Raw genomic sequence first — 15,109 nt, forward strand, 5'->3', positions numbered from 1 at the left:
GGCATGGAACGCGCGTAAGGCGTGATGGTTGCTGCTGAGTGCTCAGCGGGGACTGACCGCATTAGCGATGGATAGGCGATTGGGGCGATGGGCCATTGATCGAGATGGAACAGGCCGAGGATCGCCGCTTAGGCTCCAGGCTCTTGTAAGTAAATGATTGGATTTGCAGGCTATATGGATTGAATAACATACGAGGCTCCCGTATAATGATGGACGTGAGCTTGTGCGCTAAGCTCCCTTGGGGGAGCTTTTTGTTGTTTAAGCGAATGAAGGTTAACGGAAGATCATCCGCTTTGATTATGGATGGTGTTCCGATTGGGAATATAGAGTAGTAAGGGACAAGTTGAACGGAAAGAAGTGAACAGCACACCATGAAGAAGAACCGCAAGGGAAGCGACACGCGCCGCAGCGGCAAGCCGGCGGCTTCGGCGGCCCTCCTGGACCTGCCGGTGGCCAAGAACGACGAGGTCGTGATCGATATTATAGGAATGAACCATGACGGGGAAGGGGTCGGCCGTGCCGACGGCTATACCCTGTTCGTTCAGGGCGCCCTGCCGGGCGAGAAGGCCCGGGTGAAGGTGCTCAAGACCAAGAAGCAGTATGGCTACGCTAAGCTGCTGGAGCTGGTTGAACAGAGCCCGAACCGCATCGCAGCTCCGTGCCCGATCTACGACCAATGCGGCGGCTGCCAGCTGCAGCATATGAGTTATGCCGGACAGCTGGAGTGGAAGCGCCAGCTGGTGGTGGACAACCTGGAGCGGATCGGGAAGCTGCGGGTGGTGCGTGAGGCGGCAGTTGCTGGAGAGATGCGTGTGGACGACGAGCGGAGTGGCACAGATGGTGGAGGGGACATTGAGAATTCTCAAACCAATGGGGCGAATCATGCCGTGTCCGGCGTTGAATCAGATCAAGAGGGGATCCTCGTGCGGCCGACACTCGGCATGAGCGAGCCTTGGCGCTATCGCAACAAGTCCCAGGTGCCGATCGGCGTAACGGAAGGCGGCCTGGTCGGCGGCTTCTACGCCCGCGGCAGCCATCGGATCGTGGACATGGAGACGTGCCTCATCCAGCACGAGCAGAACGACGAGGTCGTCAGCCGCGTCAAAGCCATCGGACGGAAGCTCGGCATTACCGCGTACAATGAAGAGACAGGCCAAGGCCTGCTTCGCCATGTGGTGGTGAAGATCGGTTTTGCTACCCGGGAGATGATGATTGTGCTCGTGACCAATGGCGAGCGGATTCCGCGGGTGAACGAGTGGGTCGCTGCGATCCGTGAGGAGCTCCCGGCTGTGGTGAGTGTTTGCCAGAACGTGAACACACGCAAAACGAACGTGATTTTCGGGGATGTAACTCATGTCCTGTGGGGGCGTGAGGTCATCCATGACTATATTGGTGATGTGAAGTTCGCGATATCTGCGCGTTCCTTCTATCAGGTGAACCCGGCTCAGACCGAAGTGCTGTACGGTAAAACGGTGGAGTACGCAGGATTAACCGGGGAAGAGACCGTGATCGATGCGTATTGCGGCATCGGGACGATATCCCTATTCTTGGCCCAACATGCCAAGAAGGTGTATGGGGTCGAGATCGTGAAGGAAGCCATCGAGGATGCGCGTGCGAATGCCGAACTCAATGGTATGAAGCATGTAGAGTTTGAGGTTGGTGCATCTGAGGATGTGATTCCACGCTGGAAAGAGCAGGGCATCGAGGCGGACGTCATCGTGGTCGATCCTCCGCGTAAAGGGTGCGATCCGCGCTTGCTAGAGACGATTCTTGAGATGAAGCCTGAACGGGTTGTTTATGTGAGTTGTAATCCGTCCACGCTGGCAAGGGATTTGCGTGTGTTGGAGGATGGCGGGTATCGGACGGTAGAGGTAACGCCGGTGGATATGTTTCCGCATACGGTGCATGTGGAGAGTTGCGCACTGTTAGTGCGATAGGTGTGGAAGGCAATTAAAGTCATCTCAAAGCAGATAAAGTCGTGTTAAAGCCTAAAGTTGTGTTACAAGCCGGGCGAAATTCAGGTATCCACTCCTGTTTTTCCTCGGTTTTTTTATTGAATCCTTCCCCCTTCATTTTTCCATAGTCTTTCTTCTGTTTTTAGCACGACTTAAATTGCCTTTTTGGTCCCGATCTTGATATCCTCCTGCCGTATCATTAAAAACTGTGGAATTAATTTAGAAAATGGAAATAAAGTAAGATAATAGTAAAGTAAAAACCTGTGGCATGTCTCATGGGAGCGCTACAGATAAATAAAGAACAAGGAGGTTTGAAAATGACTAATAAAAGGTTTTCTTTTAAGCCCTTATCACTTTTGGTAGTTTTAGCAGTATTTCTATCCACATTTTGCACAGCCTTACCGTCAGTGAGCGCAGCCGCTAGAGGAGCATGGGCTCCAAATACCGCATATGCAGTAAATGACACAGTAACCTATAGTGGAAGCACTTATACCTGTCTTCAGGCACATACTTCTCTCGTAGGTTGGGAACCGTCCAATGTTCCTGCTTTATGGCAGAAAGACGGTAGCGGCGGAACTACGCCACCAACCACACCACCGACAACGAACGGAGTAACATTCTATGCAGATATAAACTATGGAGGAAAAGCAGTGACACTCGGGATAGGCAATTATACACTGTCTCAGTTAAACGCAAACGGAATTCCGAACGACTGGATGTCGTCTCTTAAGGTTCCAAGCGGTTGGACGGTTGAAGTTTATGAGAATGATAATTATGGAGGAAACAAGTGGACCTTTACTTCAGATTCTTCCTGGGTTGGCAACACGATCAATGACAAAATGTCATCGGTCAAGATTTATACGGGTTCACCACCTCCTACAGTAACTAAGCCTGCCGAGGTTCCAAGCCATATATGGACATATGTCATGAATGCGGACAATGCCTATGGGAAAGGCGGAGATTTTGCTTTATTGCTAAGTGCAGTTATCAAAAAGGAAAGCAGCTTTGGAGCCGGTTTACCAGGTAGTCCATCGGCCGGGGACGGATTGATGCAGGTAGAACCAAACACACGCAATGCGTATTTATCTCAATTCAGCTCAAAATTTGGCCGTGCGTATAATCATAGTAGTGAACAAGACCAGGTATATCTGGGGGCATTAATTTTAAATGAGAAGATTACGAAGTTTGGAAATATCTACAACGGATTATTACACTACAACGGTGGAGATAACTGGTATCCAGGAGCTACGGATTCTTATGGCCGTCCTATTTTGGCAGATCAATATGCAGATGCAGTTTATGCTACTTATAAGGGCTATGGCGGTAAGAATTAGGGGGTTACATTGATAGGTAAATTGAAAAATAGCGACGTGGAAGTTTCCTTGTTGAGTGGAAGCGGCTTATTTAATTTGAAAGGGCATGAGTTACCAAGCAGATCATTGCTTGCATAACCCATGCCCTTTTTTCTTTATCAGGTTTTCTTCGACTACTAATTAGGCGCCAAGGAACATGTTCATGTCATCTTCCACATTGGTAATGCCGCCGATACCGAAGTTTTCCACGAGGACTTTGGCAACGTTAGGCGACAGGAATGCAGGGAGTGTAGGGCCCAGATGAATATTTTTGACGCCAAGATATAGCAGGGCAAGCAGCACGATCACCGCTTTTTGCTCATACCAGGCAATGTTATAGGAAATCGGCAGATCATTAATATCCTCAAGGCCGAATACTTCCTTCAGCTTCAATGCAATCACGACGAGGGAGTAAGAATCATTGCATTGACCCGCGTCCAGGACCCGCGGAATACCGCCGATTTCGCCTAGATCCAGTTTATTGTATTTGTATTTGGCACAGCCTGCAGTTAGAATGACCGTGTCTTTAGGAAGCTCAGCCGCGAAATCGGTGTAATAGCTGCGGGATTTCATTCGTCCATCGCAGCCGGCCATGACGAAGAAGCGGCGGATCGCCCCGGATTTCACGGCATCGACGACTTGATCGGCCACGTTCATCACAGCGGCATGAGCGAAACCGCCGATGATCTCACCCGTTTCAAGTTCCGTTGGAGCCGGGCATCCTTTCGCTTGCTCGATTAGTAGGGAGAAGTCTTTGGGAGCACCGTCTTTTCCTTCTGGAATATGGCGGACACCCGGAAACCCAGTGTTGCCTGTTGTATATATACGGTCCTTATAACTGTCTTTCGGCGGAACGATACAGTTGGTTGTCATTAATATCGGTCCGTTAAAAGCTGCGAATTCGCTATTCTGCTTCCACCAGGCATTCCCGTAATTGCCTACAAAATGCTCATATTTCTTGAATGCCGGATAATAGTGGGCAGGCAGCATTTCACTGTGCGTGTACACGTCCACGCCGGTTCCTTCCGTCTGCTTCAGCAGCTCCTCCAAATCCTTCAGATCATGGCCGCTGATGAGAATGCCGGGCCGGTTGCTTACCCCGATATTGACCTTCGTAACTTCCGGATTTCCATAAACCGAGGTGTTCGCTTCATCCAGCATCGCCATGGCGTTGACGCCGTATTTACCGGTTTCCATCGTCAAAGCGACCAGATCCTGCACTTCAAGGCTGTCGTCAAGCGTGGCGGCAAGTGCACGGCGCATAAAACGGTTTAATTCGTGATCATCCTTCTCCAGATGAAGCGCGTGGTACGTATAAGCTGCCATCCCCTTCAAGCCGTACGTAATCAATTCGCGCAGCGAGCGGATGTCTTCATTGCGGGTCGAGAGGACACCCACCGTACGTGCTTTTTCATCAAAAGCAGCTTCGTTATCCGCTTGCCAGACGGCAGCATCAGGGAGATTGGCGGTTCCTTCCGGATATTGTTCGTTATAATAGGTACGCACCTCGCCGCGGAGCTCGATCGCTTCCCGGATTTTTCCCACAAAAACCTCGCGGTCAAAGTTGGCGTTCGTTATCGTTGCAAACAAGGAGTCCATCATAAACAGCGATACGCGCTGTTCAAGCACCTCCGGCAGCCGGACATCCAGACTGAGAAAAGAGATACCTTTCAGCAGATAAATCAGCAAATCCTGCAGGTTTGCCACATCATGCGGTTTGCCGCATACGCCGACAATGGTGCAGCCTGTTCCTTTGGATGCTTCCTGACATTGAAAGCAGAACATGGACGGCTGATGCTTTAAGGTCTCTTGGGCGTTGTTATTCATTGTTTCTCCTCCAATTTCGTGATTATTAGTCGTAAGGTCAGTATAAGATTGCCTCGCAATTGGACTGTTGAAGACAGTATACTTCGCTCCCACAACCGACATAGTGATTGGAATCACAATTTCTTAAGTAGTGAGTTTAATCACAAACCTGGTCCGTTTCTTCTTTTAAACTGGAATTAATGACCTAAGAAGAAATGAGGAGAGAACATGTCGATTTTGCCTCAAAAGAATGAACTGGGATTTTTCGAGATCCGTCTCGAATCCATCGGCGGGCTTGGCGCCAATCTGGCCGGAAAAATGCTGGCCGAAGCCGGGGTTACCGGCTCCGGACTTAACGGTTCGAATTTTTCCAGCTATGGTTCGGAGAAAAAAGGGTCGCCCGTAAAGAGTTTCGTAAGGTTCTGCGATCTCGAGGTGGAAATCCGCGATCACAGTCCCATTGAGCAGCCGCATGTCGTCGGCGTATTTCATGAAGCATTGTATAAGACGATCGATGTCATAAGCGGATTACAGCCTGATGGAACGGTGCTTGTGAATACGACGCGAGACCTTTCCGAAGTGGCCGCGGATCTGAACATGACGCAGGGAACGCTGGCCGTAGTGGATGCGCTGAAAATTTCCGTTGAGGAAAAAACCAAAGTGAATACGGCCATGCTGGGGGCTTTGTTCCGGATTTGCAGCTTCCTAGACCCGGACGATATGCGGCAGGTGATCCGCACAACATTTGAGAAAAAGCTGCCCCACCTCGTGGAAGCGAATGTGCGGACCTTTGACAGAGGTTATAACGAAGTCCAGTTCCTTTCCTTGGGAAACGGCTCAGAGCTTATAGACCCAATCGCTTTCGCAAGACCGCAGCCGATGCTTGGATATGACACGCAGGAGCTGGGTGGGATTCTGAACGTTACGGCGAACAGTGTCCTGAAGGATCTTAGCAGCTCCCGGCAGGGATATTTGCCAGAGTACAAGATAGAGGACTGCATTCACTGTGCCGCCTGCGATACAGTATGTCCGGATTTCTGCATCGTGTGGGAGCAGAAACCGGACAAGCGCGGGAATATGCAGATGTTTATGAAAGGCATCGATTATCAATATTGCAAAGGCTGCTTGAAGTGTATCGAAGCTTGTCCGACCACCGCTTTAGCCGCCATGTTAGAAGAGCCGCATTATGCGGAGCAGCACCGTGTGCCGCAATTTTTTCCCTATTTAACTGCGGAGGGAGTCCGATCATGAATATGCAAATTCAAGAAACAACGGAGAACAAGCTGGCGGCCGCTCAAACGGCAGTCTTTGAATCGGGCAACGAAATGGCTGCCATGGCGGCTGCCCAGATTAACTATCACATTATGGGTTATTTTCCGATTACACCTTCTACGGAAATCGCCCAATATCTTGATATGATGCGTACACGCGGCGAACATGACATCAAGCTGATTCCGGCTGACGGCGAACATGGCTCGGCGGGGATTTGCTACGGTGCGGCCGCAGCCGGAGCACGGGTATTCAATGCTACTAGCGCGAATGGTTTCCTGTATATGATCGAACAGCTTCCTGTGCAGGCGGGCACACGTTTCCCGATGGTCATGAATTTGGTGACGCGTGCAGTCAGCGGACCGCTGGATATTCGTGGTGACCATTCGGATCTTTACTACGGCCTGAACACTGGCTGGGTGATTTTGACCGCTCGTTCACCGCAGGCCGTGTATGACATGAATATCATGGCGCTGCGTATCGCGGAACATGAAGACGTACGCCTGCCGGTCATTGTAGCTTATGACGGATTTTTCACATCGCACCAGAAACGCCGGGTACACATATTTACGAAACGGGAAACCGTTCAGGCGTTTGTAGGGGAAAAGGCTCCTGAATATCCGCATGTGCTGGACGAGAACAACCCGATCGTTGTTGGGGCTTATATGAACGGCGACGATTTGATGAATAACCACTACCAACAGTCCAACGCCATGTACCGTGCGGGCGAGGTATTCAAGGAAGTGGCAGAGGAATACGCAGCTGTATCCGGAAGATCCTATTCGCCGCTTGATCTGTACCGAATGGAAGACGCGGAGGTGGCTTTATTCCTGCTCAATTCGGCGGCCGAATCCTCCAAAGACGTCGTGGATCGGCTGCGGGCGAAAGGAATTAAAGCGGGCATAATCAGCCCCAATATTCTCCGGCCGTTCCCGGCAAGAGAAATTCGCGAGGCGCTTATAGGTGTCAAAGCACTACTGGTTGGCGAACGTGCCGATTCTTACGGTGCGCACGGAGCCAATCTGACCCATGAGGTCAAAGCGGCCCTGCAGGAAATCCGTGGTCCGCAGCCGATTGTGCTGTCCCGCATATTTGGTCTTGGCGGGAAAGACTATTACGCGGATGACGCGGAAGCTTTTTTTGCCTTGACGATCGAGGCCATGGAGCTCGGTCATGCCAACGTGCCGTTTGATTATTACGGCCAAACACCGGGAGCTGAGGAGCAGAGGCTGCAGCCGGTCATTGCCCCGATGAATGGAGACAGCTTTAAATCGGGCCTGATCACCGTAAAGGTGGATGAAGAGACAAGTAAATTAGCCGTCAAAGTGCCGCCGATGCGGGCGCTTGCCGCGAAACCGAAACGGTTTGCTTCCGGTCACGGAGCCTGCCCGGGCTGCGGTATTTTCCCGGCGCTGGAGCTCTTTTTCAAAGGGATTGAAGGCGATGTCGTTACTTTATTCCATACCGGCTGCGCTTATATCACAACAACGGGTTATCCATATAACTCGCATAAGCAGAGCTTCATTCATAATTTGTTCCAGAACGGACCGGCTACTTTATCCGGCACGGTAGAAGCGTTCCTTGAGAAGAAACGCCGCGGGGAAATCGAGGTTCCTGAGGATTTCACTTTTGTGATGGTGACCGGCGACGGCGGCATGGACATCGGGATGGGTTCGGCCATCGGGACGGCGCTGCGGGGCCATAACCTGATCATTCTGGAATATGATAATGAAGGCTATATGAACACCGGTGCGCAGCTTTCGTACTCCACGCCATTAGGACACATGACCAGTACGTCCGGTGTCGGCAAACAGCAGCAGGGCAAAGCGTTCCATCATAAAGATACGGTACAAATGATGGCGGCGGCGCATATTCCGTATGTATTCACGGGGACGGAAGCATTCCCGCAGGATCTTGTGAAAAAGGCGGCAAAAGCGCAGTGGTACGCCCAGAATGTAGGTACCGTCTATGGCAAGCTGCTGATCACATGCCCGCTGAACTGGAAATCGAGCGACAAGGATGGGGAGAACATCGTCCGCGCGGCCGTGAATTCAAACTTCTTCCCACTGTATGAAGTGGAGCAAGGAGAAACGAACATTACGTACGATCCTGAAGCGAAGAAAAAACAGGTGCCGCTCAGCGACTGGCTAAAATACATGGGCAAATCAAGACATCTGCTCAAGGAAGAAAACAAAGAAATGCTCGGCGAATTTGAAAAAGAAGTGGAGCGGCGCTGGTCGATTCTGAAAGCGAAACACGAGAACCCGCTGCTATAAAATATTCAATACAGCATACTAGGTTTACAACAACGGAGCGGGCATTGTCCCGCTTCTTTTTTTGTTTAGGTATGGGCGTATCGTTATGACTATGGAGAACTATAACCCAAAAGGTGCTTTTTAAGTTATAATAATTAAAAATTCGTGAAAAAACGGTGGGAGGGTTGATCATGCAGAGATCCTGGTACAAGCGTCTATTGCTCTCCTATATGCCCATTTTTGTCATTGTGATTACCTTTATATTTTTTGTTTTCTTTCAGCTGTTCAGCGAACAGAGCCGGCGGGAGGCGCTTAATGCCAATAAATCGCTTTCCTTGCAAGCGATGCGCATGGTGGACACGTCGCTGAAGGTGATCGACAATATGATCGTCCTCGAAAGCATCAACAGCAAGGCTTTGAATGATTTTTTCAAATCATCTGCCGTTGGCGATCCATATATTAATATTCAAGCTGTTCAGAAGCTCAAGGAGATTATTAATTATTATCCCTTGATCGATTCGATTTATCTGGTGAGGAATTCGGACGGCTATGTGCTCAGCAATGCCACGAATGGATACATAAGTACATATCCGGACCATGAATTTATTGAACAATATCAAGTATCGAAAACGCCGAAATGGACAGGCGCGAGATATTTCGAACAATTTAAAATGAAAGGCGGCAAACAGGTGGTCAGCCTGGTCAGAGGATCGCCTTATATGAAAAACGACTTAGGCATGATCGTTGTCAATGTGAGCACGGAATCCTTGAACAAGCTTACCGAAGAGATGCTGGATTCCAACATGAGCTTCATTCAGGTTCAGGATACCTCCGGAAATCATTTGTTCGGCACCAAAGCGGATCGTCCGCCATCCCAAGTCAATTCCCAGTATGTATCAAGCTATACGAATTGGAACTATGGAAGCGGTTTGTTGAACAACGGTTTTGTAAGCGCTGTCTCTTATCTCTATAATCTTTGGTTTATCATAGGTCTTGGCATGATTGCCATCGGCTTCCTATGGATGATTTATGTTTCCAGGCGAAATTCCAAGCCCATTGAGGAGATAGCTGCCCGTTTCAGCAGCTATTCGCTTCCGGTGGTGAGCAGTAGCCGACATAAGGGGAAGCTGGATGAATTCGCATTTATCGAATCCGCCTTTGACAGTATACTGGAACAATCCAAGGAATATCAGGAGAAATACCGGGAGGATCTCCATGTCAGGACCCGGTTTATGTTCCGCCAGCTGATCGAAGGGGACTCACCTCTATCTGTATCCGAATGGAAGTCTGAAGCGGCTCGACTGAATTTGCCGCTGCCACTGGATCGATATCGTATTCTCATCCTGGAGATTGATAAGTACGGGGATTTCTGTCGGGATTATTCCAAGACCGATCAAGATCTGCTTAAATTCACTCTGCGGACGGTCGTGGATGAGATCGCTTCGAAATGGGACTGCCGGCTGTGGTCGGAATGGACATCACCTCACAACCTGTCCATTATTCTGTTTGAAGAACGGGATCAGGACAAGTTTGAGGAGGCCGTACTGGTTCCGATTGCGGAACAAATCCTGGCATGGACGCACCAAAACTTGAAATTTACAATTACGATGGGAATGGGTCGGTCGACAGATCAGATTGGCGATATTCCGCAATCCTATAAAGATGCGATGCAAGCCTTAAAGTATAAAATTGTGCTCGGTGAGAATCGTTTGATCCGCAGCGAGGATATTTCGAGCCATGGCATTGTCGAGGTTTATACGCATTTAGGTGAGATTCGTGCAATTATCCAGTCCTTCAGAATGCAGAAGGAGCAGTGGAGCGAGGATTACGATCAATGGTTTGAACAGCTGAAGAACAGCTTCTTGACCAATGATGAAATATTCAGCCTGATGAATTATCTGGTTTATTACACCGGCAGCGAAATGTCGCGACTAGGCAAGGAGATTTACAACAAGTGGATACAGGAGGAATTGCCGAAGCTGACGGTAAAGGTAGACAATTCCTATTCCCTGGAACAGCTGAGACAGGAAATTAAACAAGTGCTGACGGAGCATTATGAACAGATGAAGCAGATTCATCATGACAACCAATACTCCAGCATCATTAGAAACATATGCGATTTAATTGAGCGTGACTATGCCAATCCGGATCTGTCCCTTGAAATGCTGGGGGATCGTTTTCAGCTGAACGCCAAATATGTGAGCAAATTGTTTAAGGAAAATACCGGACAAAGGTTCGTTGATTTCCTGATTGATATCCGTATGAAGGAAGCGAAGCGGCTGCTGACGGAAACCGATTATTCCGTGCAGGAGATCGCAGAGCGGGTCGGATATGCCCATGCTATTTCGTTTACCCGCGTTTTCAAGAGGACGGCTGGAGTTACCCCGGGCGAATACCGGAATGGCCGGAAGGCCAAGGAACGGGGAGAAAATGATTCAGCAGTAGAAAACGGTTAAGGCGGCGATCATGGATCGCTGCCTTTTTTGATTGAGAATGAACCCGCTGTTAAGGCGTTCTATCCGCCTTGAATGAACCCTGATTCGCTTTCTATGAGGAGGCTCAGGCGAAAATGGTTAGTCGTTTTTATTTTTGTTTCTTGTTGCCGGGCGTCGTTGTTGTATACACTCGGTTTACATCGCAAGGACCTGAAAGTAGGAATGGACGAAAGGAGTTAACCCGCATGCCGAGACTGAACGCTAGGCTTCAAACCGAACCAAGCCTGGAACCGAAACCTCCCATAATATTGAAAGCGTTGCCAGAAGTGAAGAAAGGAAGGTCCAGAGGAAAACAAATTAAGCGTCATTGGCAGTTGTATCTCGTTCTCTTGTTACCCGTTCTTTATTTGATTATTTTCAAATACATACCGATGGCCGGTATTGTAATCGCATTCAAAAATTATAACGTCATCCAGGGAATCTGGGGCAGCGACTGGGTCGGACTGAAATATTTTCGCCAGTTCTTCGATTCGCCGAACTTCTGGCTCTACATTAAGAATACGCTTGGCATTAGCTTCTACGGATTGATTGTAGGCTTTCCCGCACCGATCCTGCTGGCACTTGCGCTGAATGAAATCCGCAACGGCCTATTCAAGAAGACGGTACAGATGGTTTCATATGCCCCTTATTTCATATCTACGGTGATTATGGTTTCGATCATTATCGTCAACTTGACGCCAAATGTGGGGATGATCAGTAAGTTTTTCGAGATGTTAGGTATGAGCAATACGAATTTTATGGGTATACCGGGTCTGTTTAAGTCCATTTACGTCTGGTCCGATGTTTGGCAATTTACAGGTTACGGAGCGATTATATACATCGCAGCACTGTCCGGCGTTAACCCGGAGCTGTACGAATCAGCCAAAGTAGATGGCGCGTCCCGCATCCAGAAGATTCTGAACATCGATATACCAAGCCTTATTCCCGTATCGGTCATTCTGCTCATTCTCAATCTGGGCAACATCATGAAACTAGGATTTGAAAAAATATACCTGATGCAAAATCCGCTTAATTTAAGCACGTCGGAAGTCATATCCACCTATGTGTACAAGGTTGGTTTGCTGGGCTCTAGCTTCAGCTTCTCAACGGCGATCGGTCTCTTCAACTCGGTCATCAATCTTATTCTGCTGGTGTCCGTCAATTACATCGCCAGAAAGCTGTCGAACAGCAGCTTGTGGTAGGCCTGTTCTACGCAGCCAGTAAACAATAGCAACTTTGGAAAGAGAGGAGACCCCATGTTCAAAAAAGCCGCTATACGTGAATCGAAAGGCGACCGCCTATTCATGTTCTTGATCTATCTGTTCTTAACCCTGGTTCTCATTGCTGTAGCTGTACCATTAATCTACATCGTAAGCTCGTCCTTCAGCTCGCCTCAGGCGGTTACATCGGGCAAGGTTTGGCTGTTTCCCGTAGATTTTACGCTGGACGGCTACAAGGCGGTATTCAATAATCCGCAGATCGGCGTCGGCTATCTGAATTCCCTCTTTTATACCGTTGTCGGCACCCTCATCAATGTAACGCTCACGATTATGCTGGCTTATCCGCTGGCGAAGAAGTCGCTTTACGGCCGCAATTTCTTCATGGTTCTGCTGGTGATCACGATGATGTTCGAAGGAGGACTGATTCCTTATTACCTCGTCGTTAAGAATCTCCATCTGCTGGATACGCGGTGGGCCATGATTTTACCGGGGGCACTGGGGGTATTCCAGGTTATCGTCGCAAGGACGTTTTTCCAAACCACGATTCCCGATGAATTGGCGGAAGCCGCGGAGCTGGACGGATGCAGTGACATCCGGTTCATATTCAGCATTGTCCTGCCGCTGTCCAAACCCATTATTGCGGTCATGACATTGATGTATGCAGTCGGGCATTGGAATGCTTATTTTGATGCATTGATCTTCTTAAGGAATCCTGACTTGTTCCCGCTTCAAATCATTCTCAGAAACATTCTAATTCTGAATTCAGTCGATGCTTCCATGATGGCGGATGTGAGCCAGATGCAGGCGCAGCAGGGGCTCAAGGATTTGCTGAAATATTCCTTGATCGTTGTTGCCAGCTTGCCTGTGCTTATCATATATCCTTTCGTCCAGAAACATTTTGTCAAAGGCGTCATGATCGGCTCGCTAAAGGGCTGATCATGACAGAGCGATCATGGTTTCAAGGAGGTGAGGCTGTACATTATTCAGATACGGCAAAAGCTGGTGGAGGCAAAAGCATAGGAAGGGGCCAAACGCCCGAAATACGGATGATAAACGGGGGGTATATTCGATGGAAAAGAGCATGAAGAAGAAAAACTGGCTAGGTATCATTAGCTGCCTAATGGCTGGCATGCTGCTGCTTAGTGCCTGCGGCGGAACCAATTCCGGCAATCAGTCAACTGGCAAGACGGCCGACAACGGTGCTGCCAATGAAGATTTATTTAATGCTGTTGGTTCCTATCCGATCGTGAAGGAGCCGATGACCATTAAAATGTTCGCGCCTCAGTTTGCGTCAATCGAAAACATGGATACCAACCTATTTACCAAACATCTTGAAGAGAAGACGAACATCAATATCGCTTGGGACCTTGTACCGGAAAATGCCTTGAACGACCGCAAGCAGCTCATGCTGGCCGGCGGCGATTATCCTGAAGTCATTCTCCAAGGGAATTTGACCAAGGAAGAGCAAATGAAGTATGGGTCGCAAGGCGTGTTTATCCCTCTGAATGATTTGATAGACCAATATGCACCCAATATTAAGAAAGCGATGGAGGATATCCCTTACATGAAAGCCTCCATCACGACTCCGGACGGCAACATCTATGCATTGCCGCAGGTCAATGAATGCTACCATTGTGACAATGCGCTCAAAGTGTGGATCAATAAAAAATGGCTCGATAAAGTGGGACTGCCTGTTCCAACGACAACGGACGAATTTTATACGGTGCTGAAAGCGTTCAAAGAGAAGGATCCGAACGGCAACGGCAAACAAGATGAAATCCCGCTGACAGGCTCGGATGAAATGTGGGCAGGCAACGTCTCCGCCTTCCTGATGAACTCGTTTATCCTTGATGATTACGTCGACAAGGGTTCGGGTACGTTCCTCCGCGTCATGGATGGCAAAGTTGATTTTACGGCAAACAAAGAAGAGTGGAAGCAAGGCCTCCTTTATCTGAATCAATTGTACAAAGAGGGATTAATTGATCCCGCAGCCTTTACCCAGAATGCCGATGCTGTTCAGCAAATGGCCAACCGGGAACCGGACAATATTATGGGTACGCTTTCAACTGCATTAATCAGTTATGCTTACAGCATGGATGATAAGGCGCCGCGTCATAAAGATTATGTTGCCCTGCCTCCGCTAAAAGGCCCGAATGGTGTGCAGCAGACGCTGAATTTTGCGGGAATCGCTGTCTCACAATTTGCGATTACGAATAAAGCGACGAGCGAGCAGCAGATTGCCGCCATCCGGTTAGCGGATTATCTGTATACGGAAGAAGCGATCGTGTTGCAGGAATATGGCCCTGAAGGCAAAGGGTGGCGGAAAGCTGAATCCGGAGAAAAGGGTATGGATGGAAAGCAGGCTAAATATACGGCTATTCCTATCCCCGACAAAAAGCCGACGCATAATGACGGTTGGGAGCAGATCGGTCCATCACTGAGAACCTACGCTTATCGCGCGTCATGGACAGCTCCTCAGGATCCGCTCGCTCCCGATGGATACGGTACCCGTCTGAATAAAGTCTCCGAGGAATATGAACCGTATCAATCCAAGGAGCAATATCCATCGGGATTGTTCATAGCGCTTGAAGATGCCGAGCTCGTAGCTCAGATCAAGACAACGCTTGTCGACTACGTGAAATCCAATATGGCCCAGTTTATTACAGGCTCCAAAGATATTAACAAAGAATGGGATGCATATGTGAAAGGGCTGGACGGCATGCAGCTGAACCAGTACCTGGAAATCTATCAAAAGGCATTGGATGCCGGAAAATAATG

The 15,109-nt window shown here is 49.0% G+C and carries 9 protein-coding genes; 8 read left to right on the forward strand and 1 reads right to left on the reverse strand.

Features of this window, described 5'->3' with window-relative positions; all coding sequences use genetic code 11:
* Nucleotides 1–371: 371 nt before the first annotated feature.
* Nucleotides 372–1,937 (forward strand): 23S rRNA (uracil(1939)-C(5))-methyltransferase RlmD, encoded by a 1,566-nt coding sequence (gene rlmD, locus OHJ21_RS25160; RefSeq protein ID WP_486021452.1) that lies wholly within the window; start codon nucleotides 372–374, stop codon nucleotides 1,935–1,937.
* Nucleotides 1,938–2,272: 335 nt separating this feature from the next.
* On the forward strand, nucleotides 2,273–3,289 hold the full coding sequence (locus OHJ21_RS25165) for a carbohydrate-binding protein (RefSeq protein ID WP_486021453.1): 1,017 nt from the start codon (nucleotides 2,273–2,275) through the stop codon (nucleotides 3,287–3,289).
* Between the two features lie 159 nt (nucleotides 3,290–3,448).
* Here the strand turns inward: OHJ21_RS25165 and hcp are convergent, their stop codons facing one another.
* Nucleotides 3,449–5,134 (reverse strand): hydroxylamine reductase, encoded by a 1,686-nt coding sequence (gene hcp / locus OHJ21_RS25170; RefSeq protein ID WP_486021454.1) that lies wholly within the window; start codon nucleotides 5,132–5,134, stop codon nucleotides 3,449–3,451.
* 207 nt (nucleotides 5,135–5,341) lie between these two features.
* Between hcp and OHJ21_RS25175 the strand changes: the two genes are divergently transcribed.
* The 6 genes from OHJ21_RS25175 to OHJ21_RS25200 all read left to right on the forward strand — a co-directional run bounded on the left by OHJ21_RS25175 (nucleotide 5,342) and on the right by OHJ21_RS25200 (nucleotide 15,107).
* The gene (locus OHJ21_RS25175) at nucleotides 5,342–6,364 is read left to right on the forward strand and encodes a 2-oxoacid:acceptor oxidoreductase family protein (protein ID WP_486021455.1); all 1,023 of its coding nucleotides are present in this window, start codon (nucleotides 5,342–5,344) and stop codon (nucleotides 6,362–6,364) included.
* Nucleotides 6,361–8,658, forward strand: coding sequence for a thiamine pyrophosphate-dependent enzyme (locus OHJ21_RS25180; protein WP_486021456.1), 2,298 nt, complete (start codon nucleotides 6,361–6,363; stop codon nucleotides 8,656–8,658). Before OHJ21_RS25175 ends, OHJ21_RS25180 begins: the two co-directional genes overlap by 4 nt.
* A gap of 170 nt (nucleotides 8,659–8,828) precedes the next feature.
* Nucleotides 8,829–11,093, forward strand: coding sequence for a helix-turn-helix domain-containing protein (locus OHJ21_RS25185; protein WP_486021457.1), 2,265 nt, complete (start codon nucleotides 8,829–8,831; stop codon nucleotides 11,091–11,093).
* Between the two features lie 224 nt (nucleotides 11,094–11,317).
* Entirely contained in the window at nucleotides 11,318–12,313 is a 996-nt protein-coding gene (locus OHJ21_RS25190) for an ABC transporter permease (protein ID WP_009593427.1), read from the forward strand.
* 54 nt (nucleotides 12,314–12,367) lie between these two features.
* Nucleotides 12,368–13,267, forward strand: coding sequence for a carbohydrate ABC transporter permease (locus OHJ21_RS25195; protein ID WP_009593409.1), 900 nt, complete (start codon nucleotides 12,368–12,370; stop codon nucleotides 13,265–13,267).
* 133 nt (nucleotides 13,268–13,400) lie between these two features.
* Nucleotides 13,401–15,107 carry an ABC transporter substrate-binding protein gene (locus tag OHJ21_RS25200; protein WP_486021458.1) on the forward strand — a complete coding sequence of 569 codons (1,707 nt, stop codon included), beginning with the start codon at nucleotides 13,401–13,403 and terminating at the stop codon, nucleotides 15,105–15,107.
* Nucleotides 15,108–15,109: the final 2 nt, after the last annotated feature.

The sequence above is a fragment of the Virgibacillus sp. LDC1 genome (assembly GCF_025792345.1).
GTDB lineage: Bacteria > Bacillota > Bacilli > Paenibacillales > Paenibacillaceae > Paenibacillus_AQ > Paenibacillus_AQ lautus.